Annotated in this window: 11 protein-coding genes; 6 read left to right on the top strand and 5 right to left on the bottom strand. The window is 62.8% G+C overall.

Features of this window, described 5'->3' with window-relative positions; all coding sequences use genetic code 11:
* Positions 1-47: 47 nt before the first annotated feature.
* Positions 48-1,031 carry an ABC transporter permease gene (locus BW11_RS10470; protein ID WP_181162592.1) on the bottom strand — a complete coding sequence of 328 codons (984 nt, stop codon included), beginning with the start codon at positions 1,029-1,031 and terminating at the stop codon, positions 48-50.
* 384 nt (positions 1,032-1,415) lie between these two features.
* Here BW11_RS10470 and BW11_RS10465 point away from each other — a divergent pair, with 384 nt between their 5' ends.
* Both BW11_RS10465 and BW11_RS10460 read left to right on the top strand, forming a co-directional pair.
* Positions 1,416-2,876: a C1 family peptidase gene (locus BW11_RS10465; protein WP_140445642.1), complete on the top strand. Its 1,461-nt coding sequence runs from the start codon at positions 1,416-1,418 to the stop codon at positions 2,874-2,876.
* 586 nt (positions 2,877-3,462) lie between these two features.
* A complete protein-coding gene (locus BW11_RS10460) occupies positions 3,463-4,584 on the top strand; it encodes an AAA family ATPase (RefSeq protein ID WP_140445643.1) in 1,122 nt (373 codons plus the stop codon).
* Between the two features lie 7 nt (positions 4,585-4,591).
* Here the strand turns inward: BW11_RS10460 and BW11_RS10455 are convergent, their stop codons facing one another.
* Positions 4,592-4,894 (bottom strand): hypothetical protein, encoded by a 303-nt coding sequence (locus tag BW11_RS10455; protein WP_140445644.1) that lies wholly within the window; start codon positions 4,892-4,894, stop codon positions 4,592-4,594.
* A 345-nt stretch (positions 4,895-5,239) separates the two neighbouring features.
* Between BW11_RS10455 and BW11_RS10450 the strand changes: the two genes are divergently transcribed.
* Both BW11_RS10450 and BW11_RS10445 read left to right on the top strand, forming a co-directional pair.
* A complete protein-coding gene (locus BW11_RS10450) occupies positions 5,240-7,591 on the top strand; it encodes an alpha-galactosidase (protein WP_258184666.1) in 2,352 nt (783 codons plus the stop codon).
* 379 nt (positions 7,592-7,970) lie between these two features.
* A complete protein-coding gene (locus tag BW11_RS10445) occupies positions 7,971-9,425 on the top strand; it encodes an ATP-binding protein (RefSeq protein ID WP_258184667.1) in 1,455 nt (484 codons plus the stop codon).
* 12 nt (positions 9,426-9,437) lie between these two features.
* Here the strand turns inward: BW11_RS10445 and BW11_RS10440 are convergent, their stop codons facing one another.
* From BW11_RS10440 to BW11_RS10430, 3 genes are read right to left on the bottom strand one after another with little or no spacing between them, the layout of a single operon-like run.
* Positions 9,438-11,003 (bottom strand): MFS transporter, encoded by a 1,566-nt coding sequence (locus BW11_RS10440; protein ID WP_140445646.1) that lies wholly within the window; start codon positions 11,001-11,003, stop codon positions 9,438-9,440.
* A 29-nt stretch (positions 11,004-11,032) separates the two neighbouring features.
* A complete protein-coding gene (locus BW11_RS10435) occupies positions 11,033-13,516 on the bottom strand; it encodes an alpha-L-arabinofuranosidase C-terminal domain-containing protein (protein ID WP_140445647.1) in 2,484 nt (827 codons plus the stop codon).
* Positions 13,517-13,574: 58 nt separating this feature from the next.
* Entirely contained in the window at positions 13,575-14,936 is a 1,362-nt protein-coding gene (locus BW11_RS10430; protein ID WP_181162593.1) for a glycoside hydrolase family 27 protein, read from the bottom strand.
* Positions 14,937-15,245: 309 nt separating this feature from the next.
* On the opposite strand from BW11_RS10430, the gene BW11_RS10425 reads away from it, so the two are divergent.
* Together BW11_RS10425 and BW11_RS10420 are read left to right on the top strand one after the other, a co-directional pair.
* Complete coding sequence (locus tag BW11_RS10425; RefSeq protein ID WP_140445649.1) at positions 15,246-16,301, top strand: glycoside hydrolase family 43 protein; 1,056 nt, start codon at positions 15,246-15,248, stop codon at positions 16,299-16,301.
* A 329-nt stretch (positions 16,302-16,630) separates the two neighbouring features.
* On the top strand, positions 16,631-17,262 hold a 632-nt coding region (locus BW11_RS10420), incomplete at its 3' end, for an ATP-binding protein (RefSeq protein WP_140476371.1).

Below are 17,262 nucleotides of genomic sequence, written 5' to 3'. Positions count from 1 at the left end.
GAATAGCCTTCATTTCGATGGTCCTTCGAGTACGCAAGTGCGATGGATCAGCTCAGGCGGATGCGCGGGTCGAGCCACGCGGAGAAGATGTCCGCGAGCAGGGCGCCGGTCAGCGTGCACACGCCGCCGAACGCGGCGACCGCGACCGCGCCGTTGATGTCGTTCTGGTTGATGGTCTGCGTGAAGTACATGCCCAGACCGTTGATCGCGAACACGTTCTCGGTGATGACCGCACCGGTGAACACGCCTGCGATGGAGAACGCGACGTCCACGGCCGTCGGGATGAGGCTCGTGCGCAGCGCGTGGCGGCGGATCGCGATGTTGAGCGGCAGACCCTTGGCGCGGGCGGTGCGCACGTAGTCGGCGTTCATCGTGTCGAGCAGGTAGGTGCGCTGCGTCAGGTGGTATCCGACCATGCCCGGGATCGTCATGACGATGGTCGGCAGGATCAGATGTTGCAGATAGTCGAGCACCCACAGCACGGGGTTGGATCCCTGATAGGAGTGCAGGCCGGTGACGTAGAACGCGCGCACGCCGGCGAGGTTGTTGATGTTGATGGCCAGCAGCACGACCATGAGTCCCATGACCGCCGCCGGGATGACCAGGAAGAACGTGGCGGTCGCGTTGAGCACGCGATCCTGCCACTGGTACTGGCGGATGGCGGTGTAGACGCCTAAGCTCACGCCGAGGATGATCGCCAGGATCGTGGCGAGCGTGACCAGCTGCAGCGAGGCGCCGATGCGCGTGGCGATGGCCGGGCCGACCGGCGACTGGTCGGGGCTCAGACCCCAGTCCCAGCGGGTCACGATGTTCTTGAGCCAGCGGAGGTAACGCAGAATGACCGGCGTCTGGTCGTTGATGTTCGCGTTGTCGAGCGAACGGTTGATCGAGGCGATCGGCGGGTGCGGATGGCGCGACATGTAATTCGAGCGGGGATCCATGAACGCGCTTGCGAGGAAGTACGTCATTGACACCGCGACGAACAGCATGACGATGTAGTTCGCGATTCGTTTGACGATGTATTTGAGCATCCTCACACCTCCAATCGATCACTCCGGTCATTACCGGTCGCTCCCGGCCATTCCCGAAATTGCTATGCGATGTGATACCCTCCCCCGTTTGTTTCCCCAAACGGAATCCAACATTTGAGATGAGGTATTGACAGGTGACACACGTGAATGTAGGCAAAATCACCCGGTTTACTTTTTTCAGCAATCGTTCAGCGGCTGTTTTCCGGGCTTTCATAAACTTGCAAGGAAGTCAATACTCGATTTGTTAATTTTGTGTTTCCTGTCTTCGCAGACGATGGTCGTATACTGCCGCTGGACTTTGCGCTCGATCGCGGACACGACCGAACGGTCAGCCGGCATCATTCATCGGCCCTATATCAGGCCATTCATCAGGCGGGAGCATCAATGACGAACACGGATCTCAACGAGGGCAAGGCGATCAAGCCTCAGCTGCTGCGCGACTATTCCAAGCACTTCAACGGCGAGCGCGCGAACCTCGTCGCGGCGAACGCGGCCGTGTCGGCCGGCGTGCTCAAGGCGGCGACCGACTACCGCGGCGTGCGCGAGCTGCCGCGCGACTTCTCGATCGAGCTCAAGCAGGGGTCGATCACCGATCAGGAGCGTTCGGGCCGCTGCTGGATGTTCGCCTCGCTCAACACGCTGCGCTATGAGCTGATGCACCGTTGGAATCTCGAGGATTTCGAGTTCTCCGAGTCCTACCTGTTCTTCTGGGACACGATGGAGAAGTCGAACACGTACCTCGAGAACGTGCTGTCGACGCTTGACCGTCCGAGCGACGACCGTCTGTTCGAGATCATCAACGACGGCCCGTCCGATGACGGCGGATGGTGGCAGATGTTCGCGGCGCTGGTGAACAAGTACGGCCTGGTGCCGAAGAGCGCGTACCCGGAGTCGGCGAATTCGCGCAATTCGGACGACTTCAAGCAGTACCTCAACTCGAAGCTGCGCGAGTTCGCGATCGAGCTGCGTCGTCGTCATGCGGCCGATGGCACGGGCGTGGAGGAGCTGCGCGCGATCAAGGACGAGTACATGTCGGTCGTCTACCGCATCTGCTCGATCGCGCTCGGCGAGCCGCCGGAGCGGTTCGACTTCCTCGCGCGCGTGAAGGACGACGAGGACGGGGATAAGGACGGCAAGAAGGGCGATTCGGCCGAGAAGTCGGAGAAGAAGTCGGCAAAGAAGGACAAGGACAAGTCCGGCAAGGACGATCGCCCGCAGATCCGAGAGACCGGCATCACCCCGCTGGAGTTCTACCGGAAGTACGTGCCGGTCGACGTCAATGATTTCGCGACCCTCGCCAACGCGCCGATGGCGCGCACGCCGTTCAACACGCGATACCGCATCCGCTACACGGCGAACGTGGCCGAGGCCGGCGACATGGAGTTCGTCAACGTGCCGCTCGACGTGTTCAAGAAGGCCGCGATCGATCAGCTTTCGGCCGGACACCCGATCTGGTTCGCCTGCGACTGCACGCAGTTCTCGCTGCGCAAGGAGGGCTTCTTCGACCAGTCGGTCGTGCGCGTCGACCAGCTGTTCGGCACCGAGTTCACGCTCGACAAGGCCGACGCCCTCGAGTACGCCGACAGCCCGAGCAACCACGCGATGACCTTCACCGGCGTGAACCTCGACTCCGACGGCAGACCGGATCGCTGGAAGGTGGAGAACAGCTGGGGCAAGGACGCCGGCGTCGACGGCTACTACGTGATGTCCGACAAGTGGTTCGACCGCTTCGTCACCGAGCTCATCATCCGCAAGGAATACCTTGATGACGCCACCCAGGCTCTGCTCACCGCCGAACCGGTCGAACTCGACCCCTGGCAGCCCCTCACCCGCCCCTGCCGCTGAGTCTCCCGGGTCTCCCGGGACGGGCCCCCATGTCTCCGGGACCCCAGAACCCCATTCCCCGTACACTGACGGCTCACGGCGAAACACCCGGGCTCAGCCCAAACCCAGAACCCCATTCCCCGTACGCTGAGACTTCGTCAGCGTACGCTCTCCGGGGTCATCGGCACCTCATCACCCGTATTCGTACGTTGCGAGCGTGGCAGCGTACGAATACGGGTGACAAGCGGGATCAAGCCCCGCCCGACGTACGCTGGCGAATCCTCAGCGTACGCTCCGCGAGGCTACCCTCCTTCAAGCCACGGTATCCGTACGCCGTTACCGGAATCGGAACACCGCACAGAACCACGCAGACCGATGCCGAGCAGGGAACGCCAGCCGCACCCATGCAGTGCTTATCCACCTGTTCTATTTGTTCTATTTGTTCTATTTGTTCTATTTGTTCTATTTGCCGCACACCTGATATGCCGAAATCACCTGCAAACGCTGCCATAGCAAACACTCCAGAACACAAACAGACTTTGTTCTATAGATTTTCTATTTGTTACACTGAGTACGGTACATTGTCGTGAGGTCGAAGGAGCTCAACATGCCGTTCCCTCCCAATCCGTTCAAACCGACCGCAGGCGTCATGCCTCCCGTGCTCATCGGGCGCGAATCCGTGAGTATGGATTTCCGTGAAGGACTGGAGGACGGCCCCGGAGCGCCCGACCGGCTCATGCTCATCACCGGACCGCGAGGCAGCGGCAAAACGGTAATGCTCACCGAACTCGGACTGATCGCGAAAACCCATCATTGGGAAGTCATCGACGAAACCGCTTCGAACGGCCTGTGCGATCGACTCATCTCCCGCATCGCCCCTGAATCGGGACGGATCGCGGGATTAACCATCAAACCGTCCGTGATGGGCGCCGGCCTCGGCGAACTGAGCATTGCTCCAGCCCTGCGGCCGTCGACGCTCCGTGACGCGATGACTGCCAGACTGAAAACCCTTGGCAAAGGCAAGGGCCTGCTCATCACCATCGACGAGACGCAGGACGCCTCGATGGAGGACATGACCGCCATCGCCACCGCCGCCCAGCACATGTTGCGCGACAACGCCGAAGTGGCGTTCGTGTTCGCGGGACTGCCCTCACTGGTTTCCGACCTGCTGAACGCCAAAGTGCTCACGTTCCTGCGTCGCTCATCGATCAAGCAGCTCGGCGACGTCCCGCTCGATGACGTTCGTCACGCACTGTCCACTTCGATCCGCGGCGCGGGCGTGACGATCAGCGACGACGCCCTGACTCTGGCGACGGAATCGACCGGCGGATACCCGTACATGATCCAGCTGGTCGGCTACCACATCTGGCGACAGGCCAGACGACGCGAAAACACCACCCCGTCCGTGAGCGGCAACGCCATACTCTTCGACGACGTACGTTCGGGTGTCGAGCAGGCGCGTGCGAAGCTGGGCGAGGGCGTATGCGCCCCGGTCGTCAACCAGCTCTCCGAACGCGCGGTCGACTACCTGCGCGCGATGGCCCAGGATGATGGGCCGTCATCGACATCAGTGGTGGCATCGCGCATGGGAGAGAGCATGGACTACGCCAACATCTACCGGCAACGGCTGCTCGACGAGCACATCATCGCAGCACCGGCGCGGGGCCGCGTCGACTTCGCCATCCCGTTCCTGCGGGAGTACCTGCGGGCCACGGAACCGCGGGGATGAAGAACAGTCAGTCGTTCTTGATCGCGATCTTCGGCGCCCGATGCTTCACCTGCTTGAGTGCGGCGTCGGGGAAACCGGCCTGAATGTAGCCGGTAATCATCTCGAGCACTCGCTCGTCGAAGTCCCTCTGCTCGTCCTTGCTCGCATCGACGAGAATGAAGTCCCAAGAGTATGCATCATCGCCGTTGTTGATGATAAGCCCACGACCAGTGACTTTGGCGGCCACCAATGCGGCGATCTGCACCACTCCCCTATCGATAAGCGCCGCTTCGGTCTCAGTCAGTTCACGCGGAAACACAGCCTGGTACATACACCCTCACTTCTCACAGGGGACAATACGCCCATCCCCATTGGCATAATGCCCATAGCATCCTTCCGGTACTGCTTGTGAGCCCCATTCACATGTTGCAGCCGCGGCAGGAAATGCAGTAAATGCCATGACAACAGACACAATTACCGAAGTAAGAGCGATAACAGTCTTCTTCGTATTCATGATATTGACGCACTTTCAATCAAGTCGTTGCCGAGTAACAGTTTCTACCGTACACCCCAAGATTCCGACGACAATATGGCGATCATGATGCGAAAGCATCGGCGGGGTGATACGCTATGGTTAACGATAACCATGCCGTGTTCGCAACGAAGGGAAGACCCTATGACGTCCCTGATCACAGTCAATGAGGACCTGAACCAGTTCCACCTGACCAATGGGCGGGTGAGCATGATCCTCAACGTCGTCGAGGGCAAACTCATCAACCTGTACACCGGTGAGGCGGTGCCCGATCGCCCCGATTTCGGCTATCTCGTCGACGACGGGTTCCGCGTGCAGGCAACCACCGCCGACGAGCACGGCGAGCTGCATATCGAGCAGTCGCGCCAGGAGTTCCCCGAATACGGCCGCGGCGACTTCCGCGGTCCCGCGATCACCGTGTTGCAGGGCAACGGCTCTCGCATCACCGACTTCCGGTACGCGGGGTATCGGGTCGCGCCCGGCAAGCCGGAGCTCGAGGGATTGCCTGCGACATACGCGGCTTCGGCTCCGGGTGATACCGGTGCCGGCGACGGGCAGGCGAGCGACCTGCCGGACGCCGAAACCCTGAGCATCGACCTCGTCGACGACTTGACAGGCCTGACCGCGACCCTGAACTACACGATCTTCCGCGACGAGCCGGTCATCGCGCGCAGTGTGAGGATCGCGAACCATGGCGACGAGCCGGTCACGATCGAACGCCTCGCGAGCCTGAACCTCGACCTGCCCGACGACGACTACGAGATGATCGAGTTCACCGGCGCATGGGCGCGCGAACGCGAGCCGCATCGCCAGCCATTGCACCCGGGCGTGCAGAGCGTCGCCTCGATGTGGGGCGCGAGCAGCCCGTACTTCAGCCCCAACGCTCTCTTCGCCCGACCCGACACCAACGAGAATCAGGGCGAGGCGCTCTCCCTATCGTTCGTCTACTCGGGCAACTTCGATCTGCACGCCGAGGTCGACGCGTACGGCGCCACCCGACTCCAGCTCGGCATCAACCCGGCCGGATTCGCGTGGCGGCTCGCGCCCGGCGAATCGTTCCAGAGCCCCGAGGCGCTGCTCGGCTACACCGATCGCGGATTGAACGCCCTGAGTCAGACCCTCCACCGCATCGTCCTCGATCATCTGGAACGCCCGCGCTGGGCGCGGCGCGAGCGGCCGATCCTCATCAACAACTGGGAGGCCACCTACTTCGACTTCACCGAGGAGAAGCTGCTGGAACTCGCGCGGCTCGCACACAGGGCCGGCATCGAGCTGTTCGTGCTCGACGACGGCTGGTTTGGACGCGGGAATCACGCGCGCACCAGCGATCGCGCGGGACTCGGCGACTGGATCGCCAACCCGGAGCGACTGCCCGAGGGTATCGCCGGAATCGCCCGGAAGATCAACGAGATCGGCATGCGATTCGGCCTGTGGTTCGAACCGGAGATGGTCAACCGCGCCACCGACCTGTACGAGACGCACCCCGATTGGGTGATCGCGACCCCCGGCCGCGCAAGCGCCGTCTACCGCCAGCAGTACGTGCTCAACTTCGCGAATCCCGCGGTCGTCGACCACATCTACGAGCGCATGCACGCGATCCTCGACGGCGCGAACGTGGCGTACATCAAATGGGACATGAACCGCTTCATCACCGAGGCGTACGACGCCACGCGCGGCGCCGAGCATCAGGGCGAGGTGTTCCACCGCTACATCCTCGGCGTATATGAGCTCTACCGGCGACTGCTCGCCGCGTTCCCCGACCTCATCATCGAAGGCTGCGCATCCGGCGGATCGCGCTTCGATATGGGCATCCTCGCCTACTCGCCGCAGATCTGGACCAGCGACGACACCGATGCGGTCGAGCGTCTGTCGATCCAGTACGGCACCAGCTACTTCTTCCCCGTCTCCGCGATGGGCGCGCATGTGTCGATCACGCCGAACCATCAGACCGGGCGATCCGAGTCGCTCGCGATGCGCGGTTCGGTCGCGATGTTCGGCACGTTCGGCTACGAGATGGACCTGACACGGGTGGGCGATGACGAGCTCGACGAGATCGCACGGCAGGTCGCGTTCTTCAAGGAGCACGCGCCGCTGCTGCATAACGGCGACCTGTACCGTCTGCGCGCGCCGTACGATCACCGTCAAGCCGCGTGGATGGTCGTCTCGGCCGACCGCGCGCACGCGATCGTCGGCGACTACGTGATCCTCGGCATGCCGAACCGACACAAGTCGCGCCTCCAGCTGCGCGGGCTCGACGCGGACGCGCTGTACCGCGTGACGACGGTCCCGGGGCCGGGCCTTGGCCCCGACGATGCATTGCGAGGGCGACTCGGATACTCGGCTGAGGACGAGGGTATCGGCGCCGGGACCACCGGGACCGCCCCCATCACCCCCGGCGTGGTCCGTTCCGGTGCCGAACTCATGCATATCGGCCTCAACGACACCAACATCGGCCCGGACTTCGCCTCCCGACTCTATCTCATCGACCGACTCTGACCGACGGGGATTCCTTAGCCACCACGCCGGCCCTATGTTCGGCGTACGTATTGTCGCCCGGCTCCCATTCTGCGTACGCTGTCCTCGGCTCAGCGTACGTCCCCGGGGGCTTTCCTCGCCCTGTCACCCGTATTCGTACGCCAGGCCGGAGTCAGCGTACGAATACGGGTGACAGAACCGGCATCACCCCGATGGGCGTACGCTCAGCCCGACTCACCGTACGCCCATCGGGGCATCCCCGTCCCAAGCCACAGAGAACGTACGGCACCCCGAACCAACGAATCTATTATAGAAAACTCTATAATAGTATATTCTATTATAGGGTTTTCTATAATAGTGTTATCATTATCTTCAGGTACAGACGTCAGGTACAGACGGTATGCCAGGGACGAAAGAAGCAACCATGTTTGTAGGACGGCAGCAAGAGCTCACCGCGCTGAATCGCATGTACGACAGCGACAGATTCGAGATGATGGTGATTTACGGGCGTCGACGCGTAGGGAAGACCGCATTGATCGACCGCTTCCTCGCAAGACGCAAGGCCCTGTACTTCACTGCACGGCAGCAGAATTCCCAACTGGTTCTTCGTTCCTTCTCCGCAGCTATGTCCGAATACTTCGGATACCCGGATGTATTGAACTTCGGGACATGGAGCAATGCCATCGACTACCTCGTCAAACAGGCCCAACAGAATACCGGAGAGAAGCTCGTCATCGTCTTTGACGAATTCCCCTACGCCGCTGAGGCCGAGCCGAGTCTGCCACCAACCCTGCAGATCGCCATCGATCACGGATTCAAAGACACCAACACCATGCTCATTCTTTCCGGCAGCAATCAGGGATTCATGGAAAACCGTGTGCTCGGATACAAAAGCCCTCTATACGGCAGACGAACCGGACAACTACGTATGCAGCCGTTTGATTATCTGGACGCCTCCGAATTCATCGCCAGCTGCTCACCGCAGGATAAGGTGCTGTATTACGCAACATTCGGCGGAACCCCATACTATCTCGCACAGCTCAGGCCGGATCTGACCTACGAGGAAAACGTAGCGTCCCTCTGCTTCAACAAGACAGGACTGCTGTATGAAGAGCCGATGATGCTGCTACGAGAGGAGCTCAAAAGCCCCGCCATCTATGATTCCATACTTCAGGCCATCAGCAACGGATGCAACACATCGAAGGTCATTGCGGAGCGCATAGGCATCGAACAGACATCCCTGCCCTTCTATATGAAAACGCTTGAAGGTCTACGGCTTATCGAAAAGGCCGTGCCCTTCGGGGAGAAACCCACCTCACGGAAATCCCATGTCCACATCGTAGATCCATTTTTCGCATACTGGTATCGCTTCGTGGCTCCCAACGTCACCCTCATCGAAACGGGAAACGGAGAGAGGCTTGCCCAACGAATCGCGCAAAGTGGACCATTCGCCACATATGTGGGACAACAATTCGAAAGCATGTGTCAGCAATGGGTACTGCGTTCCTTCGGTGCCGGAACACTACCGCTGATGCCTACACAGATAGGTACATGGTGGGGCAACAATCCGATGAAACGAGAGGAAACGGATATCGATCTCGTAGCGGCCGATCCAGCCGAAATGCACATACTGCTCGGTGAATGCAAATGGCGCAACAAAGTCGATGAAACCGAGATGATCGAGGCATTGCGGGAACGAATCGGTCTCATTGGCGGATATCGGAAAACAACCCTGGCATTTTTCACCAAGAATCCAATGCACGAAGCCACCGTGGCGAAATACCGGAACGACCCGGATATGCTATTCGTTCCGGTAAAGGACATGTTCGAGGAGGTTTTGAAAAGGAAGGACTGAAAGGAACGGAGGTCACCGTCCGCCGTTGAGCCAGACCTGGTCGTAGGGCATGCCGGTGAGCTTCTCGATCGTGCGACGCGTCTCGTTGTCGACCGCCGACTTGCGGCCGCCGGACTGCAACCGGTTGATCTCCGAGAGCACCATGCCATCGGTCCGCTTGTCGATCCTCAAATGCGCGGAGATCAGCCAGCACAGGATCATCGAGATCCCGAACCAGCCCAACAGCACCGCGCCCACACCGATCCGCGCCGTCGGCGACTGCACCGACCGGGTCGCATCGAACCCGACCGCCCCCAGCACCACACCCACCAGAATCGTCGCCAACCCCGAGAACAGCTGACGGAACGACGCCTGAATCGCCGAGAACGTGGCCGACCGGTAACGCCGCGTCACCACCTGATCCACATCCGCCATATACGGGAACACCGCCCACGGCAGATAACCGCACAGCGACTTGAACGCGAAGAACCACAACGAGGCCGCCACCGCCACCACCGTCCACACCGGCCCCGGCACACGACCCGCCAGCACCCACACCAGCAGCAGCCCGGCCACGCCGGAGAGGCATCCGGCGAAGTTGATCGCGTACATGCGACGAGGCCCCAGCTTCGTCATGCCGATGCCGAACAGGGGCATCAACGGCAGGGACACCGCCGCGCAGCCGAGCAGGAGCGAGGCGAACGCGGCCGTGCTCCCCCAGTCGAACACCACGAAGAACACGAACGTCTGCCCGAACACGTCCATCGACACCTGCACCATCAGATAGATCGCCAGATGCTTGCGAAACTCCTTCACGTTGAGCGTCGTCGCGTACTCGCGCAGCACCTTGACCGCACGCCGCATCCAACCGACGAACCCGATATGCCCGTCACGCACCTCGCCGCGCGCATAGGCGCCGAAACCGGCCGCCTCCGGCGTCATCTCCCAGGTACGACGCCAGCACACGAACACGGCGAGCGAGAACACCACGACCGTCGCGATCGTGAAGATCATGTACCCGGTCGGCCGGTCCTCGCCCGTCACGGACAGGACCGCACTGCCCGCCAACGGGATCAGCGTCGCCGCGCCGGTCGAGATGAACAGGCGCACGGTCGACAGCTTCGTACGCCCCGCGAAATCGGTCGTCATCTCCCCCGGCAGCGCGCTGTAGGAGGTCGCGAACATCTGCGCGAGCACCACCCACAGCACGTAGGCGGCCGCGTACGCGGCAAGCGGCAGTCCGGGGATCCACAGGAACACACCGAACAGCAGCAGCGGCGAGGTGAGCATGAGCAGGAACCGGCGGCGTCCGAACCGCCGGCCCACGTCATAGCGGTACAGGTTGTCGTCGAGCACGCCGAACAACAGGGCCGCCACCGCGCTCACCAGCGCGCTCATGCCGATCACCGACTGCGAGGTGGCGATGTCCATCCCGCAGAATCGCGTCCAGAACAGCGACAGATACGTCGTGATCAGCGTCAGCTGGCCGCCGCCGAACACATCACCGATGCCATAGCCAAACGCCTGCGGGAAGGTGATGTGACGGCCTTTCGACGAGTCGATCGCGCTTTTCAGCGCGTCGCTTTCGCTGTCGGTCATGAGAGGGTTGAGACCTTTCGTTCAGTGATTCAGTGGCGGATGGCGAGGACGGTGAACGACCAGGCGGGGGCCGTGTATGCAGCCTTGCCAGCGTCGGCGCCTTCGTCACCGGCCAACACGACGTCATGCGTGACGACCGGCGTAGTGGGCGATTCGGCGCCCTTGTTCCCGGCGTACGGGTCGTCGCCGGTCAGGACGGTGGCGGTCGCGGTGACGGCCGCACCGTCGCCCGCCGCCCCAAGCCCCAGTGCATCGAGCACCTGCGTCAGGTCGACGTCGACTGCATCGGGCAGCGCGTTGACCACGCGGATGTAGTCGACGCCCGCCGCGGAATCGCGCGACACGGACACCGTGCGACGCGGCTCCTCGGGGATCTCACGGCCTTCGATCACGAGCCGGTCGTCGATGTACAGCGCCAGCGACTCGCCGCGGTCCGCGACCTCGATGCGCGCGTGCCACACGGTGCCGGGCCTGACCGCGTCCATCGACGACTCGGTGTTGGCGAGGTTGTATCCGGAGCCGTCGCGCACCAGACGCAGCGCGAAACCGCGCCCGAACGACGCGCCGCTGTGGTTCTTGCCGTCGATGTCACCAAAATCGAATCCAACACCCCACATGCCCTCGTAGTAGGTGACGGTGGCGCGGATCGTGTACGCATCGGCTGCGAGATCGTCCGGCGTGGGCAGCGTGACTCCGCTCCCCCGATACTCGACGTCCGGCAGGTCGACGCGACGGCCGTCCGCCGTCTCGATCGACAGGTCGGTGAAATCGGCCTTCGCGCCGCCTCCGACGCGCAGTCCGATGCGGTTCGGCAGGTCGCGGCGCAACGTGGTAGGCCCCGAAAGCGCGACCGGCCACGCGGTGTCTGCGGTGGTGTTGGCAAACATCTTCTGCACCCAGTAGCTGTACGGGTGGTAGACGTGCTCGTTGTCGAAGTAGATCAAGTCCGGGTTCCACGAATCGTGGCCGTTCTTGCAGAACAGCGGCGCGTAGGACGCCATGTGCACGACGTCGCCGTTGAGCTCCATCGCGCGGCCCATGAACGCGGCTTCGGACAGGCCGTTGATGAGCCCGGTGCCCCACGAGCCGTACTCGCCCAGATACACCTTCGGCCCTTCGCGATCGGTCAGGTCGTAGTGGTCGAGGTTGTGGAACCACCAGCTCGACGACTGGTAGGAGTGCTCGTCGACGATCGGGATGCGGGCCTTGCGCGCGTAGTCCCAGCCCTGCTCGTAGTCGCGGCCGGACGGCGCCGGTCCGATCGTGCCGACGACGGTGATCTCCGGGTGCGCCGCCTTGACAACGTCGAAGATGCGTTCGAAACGGTCCTTGAACACATCGTCGATGAGATCCTCGTTGCCGATGCCGAGGTATTCGAGGCCGAACGGCTCGGGGTGGCCCATCGCCGCGCGCTTGGCGGCCCACTGATTGACGGCAGGGTCCGCGTTGCAGAAGTCGATCAGGGCGAGCACCTCGTCGATGTACGCGGGCATGTCCTCAAGCGCGATCGGCACCGGACCCTGGCTGGTGTTCTGGCAGCTCACGCCGGCGGCGAGCACCGGCAGCGGCTTGGCGCCGATCGTCTCGCACAGGCGCAGGTACTCGTAGTAGCCCAGTCGGAAGGACTGGTGGTAGCCCCACAGGTTGAAGCCGTGCGGGCGATGTTCGACCGGTCCGATCGTGCGATCCCAGTGATACATGTTGTCGATGCCGAGCCCGTGCGCGACGCATCCGCCAGGGAAGCGCATGAACCGGGGTTTCAGGTCGGCGAGCGCCTTGACGAGGTCGGGGCGGAAGTGCTCGAGGCCCTTGTACGTGGTGCGCGGTTCGAGCGAGACGAAGTCGAGGTCGATGACGCCGGTCTCGGGGAAGGCGAGTCGCAGCACACCCTGACGCGCGACGACCGGCTTGCCGGCGTAGACGTCGCCGGCGGCGGGATCGCCCGACGCATCGGACACCGTCTCACCCGACGTACCCGGCACGCTCAGTTCGGCGTGCAGCTGCGTCCACTCGCCATTGGCGGCGGATGCGGGCGCATGGACGGTCGCGGAGGCGAGCGTCTCGCCGTCGTCGCCGATCAGGGTGATGGCGATCGGCAGCGCCGTGCCGTGCGCGCGCGTCCAGATGGAGAAGTCGTACGTCTCGCCCGCGCGGAACGTCATGCCGTCGAAACCGACGTTCTCGAGGGCGGGAGCGGCGGACGGATCGCCCGATTCCCCGACCTTGCCGATTTCCGCGACCGCGTAATGCGGGTTCTCGTCGGCCACGGGCGCGACGTCGCGGATCGCGAACGCGGCGAACGTGCCCTCCGGCACGATCTTGCGCCAGAAGCTGTAGTTGCTCCAGCCTTCGCGATCGGCGCGATTGTATTCGAACGCGCCGTTCTGGACGAGCTCCGAGTTGAGGCCGCCGTCGGCCGAATAGCTGATGTCCTCGAAGAACACGCCCCACAGGTCGGTGCTGATGGAGCGCTCGCCCGTCTTGTCGAGCGTTGCGTTGAGGGAATCGGTCATATTGTTTTGTTCCTTTCGTGGGCTCCCGGGATTCCGCGACGAAATCCCGGGAACTGAATCATCTGTCAAGAGCCACCCAGAGCACGCCGTGGGACGGGATCGTGCCGGTGATGACGCGGTCGGCACCCTCGCCCTCGATGCGCACATCGGACTTGGCACCCGGCGCGTCGGCGTAGAGGTCGGTCAGGGTCCAGTCGTCGTCGCGCGCGTCGAGGCCGACGATCGACTGCAGCTGGATGTTGGATCGCAGATCATAGTCGTCGCCGCCGGTCCAGAAGAGCGCGGCGTAGTGGCCGCCCGCGTGCGAGGAGGGCGTGCCGTCGGCCCAGTCGGCGGCGTCGGCGGCCCACACGATGAACTCACCACGGTAATCGCTGCCCTCGCGCCAACTGGTGAACTGGCGTTCGCGCACGAGCTCGCGGTTGTTGGTCGATCCGGCGGTCACCTCGCGCAGGGCGGGGTTGGCGAGCAGGGCGATCGCGTCGTCGTTGCTGGTGGGCAGATCGCCGCCGACCATGAGCGGCGAGCGGCCCATGCACCACAGGGCGAGGAGGGTCTTCTGCTCGTCGAGCGTGAGGCGCGACTGGCGGTCGTCGCCTCGCTCGGCGCGCAGTCCGATGTGGCCGAACGGAATCATGTCGGCGTCGGCCCAGTGGCCGGTGGTCTGGAACGGGGCCCAGCGGGCGAGGCGCGCAAACTGCTGGTAGATGTCCTCCCAGCGGTCCCACAGGTCGTCGGAGATGCGCCACATCTGGGCGTTCTCGCGCAGGAAGTCGACGTACGTGGTCGACATCCAGCCGCCGGGCGACAGGGACAGGTCGATCGCGCGGCCGTATTTGGCTTCGGCCTTGGCGATCGCGCGGTGGTAGGCGGCGATCTCGTCGACGTGGAACGGGGTCTGCATGTCGTCGACCTTGAGGAAGTCGAGCCCCCAGGAGGCGAACAGGTCGAGCTGCGCGTCGTACCACGCCTGTGCGCCGGGGTGATTCTGGTTGAGGCCGTAGTTGTCCGGGTTCCACTTGCACACGTGCTTGAGGTCGGCCACGTCCTTCGCGGTGTATTCGGTGCCGCACACGGGCAGGTTCCCGTCGACGGCGAGGCGCGGGATGCCGCGCATCATGTGCACGCCGAGCTTCAGGCCCAGCTTGTGGATCTCGTCGGCGAGCGGCTTGAAGCCCTTGCCGCCGGCCGCGGACGGGAAGCGCACCGGGTCGGGCAGCTGGCGGCCGTATTCGTCGAGGATGAGCGGGGCGTTGGCGTTGTAGCCGTGGGCGCGCGCGGTCGGGTCGTACCAGTCGATGTCGATGACCAGCGTGTCCCAGCCCGCGTCCTTGAGGTGCTCGGCCATGAAGCGTGCGTTGGCGAGGAGTTCGTCCTCGGTGACGGTGGTGCCGTAGGAGTCCCAGCTGTTCCAGCCCATCGGCGGGCGCCATGCTTGGGGAAGCGATTGGTCAAGCGTCTGATTCGTCATTGCATCCTGCTTTCAACATGAAATTAACGTTAACTATTGTAGCGCTATCGTAGACCGACGCCAACACTTTTGCCCAACAGATCACCGCAAGACGCAAAGCATCGATATACCGTTGCACTGCAAGCGCTTGCGACATGCCGACACCGACATCACGCAACACGCCGATACGGCACCATCATAATAGTTACCGATAACCATACTTACGCGGTATACTGTCGTTTAGAGCATTGACGCCGACCAATCCACCAAGGAGCACACATGACCGACATCACCCCGCAGTCGCCGAAGACCGAGGCGTACCTGTTCGTCCACTTCATCGGCGACGAACGCACGCCGATGGACGAGCAGCTGTACTTCGCCCTGAGCCGCGACGGCGTCCACTGGCACGACCTGCGCCCGGCCGGCAAGCCGGCGCTCGTCTGGACCGGCGGGGAGAAGGGCGTGCGCGACCCGCACATCGAACGCGACCCGCGCGGCGGATTCCACATCGTCGCCACCGACCTGCCCATCCACTACCGCGGCGGATGGGGGCCGAACTGCGGCGCGACCGTGAACGGCTCGACCGGGCTCGTCGTCTGGGACTCCCCCGACCTCGTGAACTGGAACGAGCCGCGTCTGGTCGACGTCGCCTCGAAGATCCCCGGCGCGGGCATGGCCTGGGCGCCGGAAGCCAACTGGGACCCGGACAAGGAACAGTGGATCGTGTTCTGGGCCACGACGACGAACACCGACGAGCCGGGCAACCCGCTGAACAACGAGCTCGGCGACCGCGTCAACATGTACTACGCGACCACCACCGACTTCCGCACGTTCTCCGATCCGGTCAAGTGGATCGACCGGCGCAACGGGATCATCGACACGACGATGCTGCGCGACGATGACGGCTGGTGGTACCGCGCATCCAAGGATTCGGAGATCACGATCGAGCGCACGCGTAACCCGTACGCCCAGACGTACGAGGTGCTGCGCACCGACGACCCGCAGGCGTGGTCGTACGTCGGCACGTTGACCGACATCCTCGGCAACGGCCGCTACTCGTGGCGCTACCTCGAAGGCCCGGAGCTGTTCCGCTACAACGACGCCGACGTGAAGACCGTGAACGGCCGTCCGATGCGCTTCGGCCTCATGTGCGACCAGTACGCCGAGGCGAAGGGCTACCTGCCGTTCCGATCCGCCGACCTGTCCAGCCGCGAGCCGGAGGACTGGGCCGTCGCCGACGACATCGACTTCGGCGAGCTCAAGAAGCGTCACGGCGCGATCCTGCCGATCACCGCCGCCGAATACGACGCCATCGAAGCCGCCTTCGCGCTGTGAACGCGGATGTGTGCGTTTCCCATCCACCCGTTGCACCATCCATCGCGCCGTGAAATCCCCATGGAGCAGTGAAACTCCCATGGAGCGGTGAGCCGATTTTACGAATTGGCGGAATTCCGCCATTTTGCGACACTGCTCCATGGGACAAACATCGCGCGATGGTCACTTCACCGCGCGATGGGGATGTAAGCCGCGTAATGGATGCGGGCCAACGCGCCCTTTACGCAAAACGTGACAAGCACACCCCAAAAATTAAGGAAAAACGTTACGCAAAACGTGACAGCAGAGGTGATAAAATACCGAAAAACGTGACAGCGTAAGGATTCGCAATGCTTAAGCGCAAGGCATGGGACGCTCTGGCCACATGGAAAAACAGCCGCAACCGTAAAGCGCTGATGCTCACCGGCGCCCGTCAGATCGGCAAGACCACGCTGGTTCGGGAGTTCGCCAAAAATCATTACCGTCACTTCGCCGAGCTCAACTTCCTCACCGACGAGCACGCCGCCGGCATTTTCGCCGGATCGCTCGACGCCGAGACCATCATCGCCAATCTGACCGCCTACCTGCGCACCAGACTGGAGCCTGGCAGCACCCTGATCCTGCTCGACGAGATTCAGGAATGTCCGCAAGCGCGCACCGCGATCAAGTTCCTCGTCGAGGACGGTCGCTTCGACTACATCGAGACCGGGTCCCTGCTCGGAGTGCGGGTCAAGGACGTACCCTCATACCCCGTCGGCTTCGAGGAGCATCATCGCATGTTCCCGATGGATTTCGAGGAGTTCTGCTGGGCCAACGGCGTGCAGTCGGACACCATCGACATGCTGCGCGAGCATTTCACCGACCGGATCCCGGTCAACGACGCAGTGCACGCCACGATGAACCGCCTGTTCAACGTCTATATGGTCGTGGGCGGACTGCCCGAGATCGTGCAACGGTACGTGAACACGCATGACATCGCGCA

The organism is Bifidobacterium sp. UTCIF-38 (genome assembly GCF_006454495.1).
GTDB classification, from domain to species: Bacteria; Actinomycetota; Actinomycetes; order Actinomycetales; family Bifidobacteriaceae; genus Bifidobacterium; species Bifidobacterium callitrichos.
Note: the sequence above shows the minus strand (reverse complement) of the source record. Positions and strands in the feature narration are given on the sequence as shown.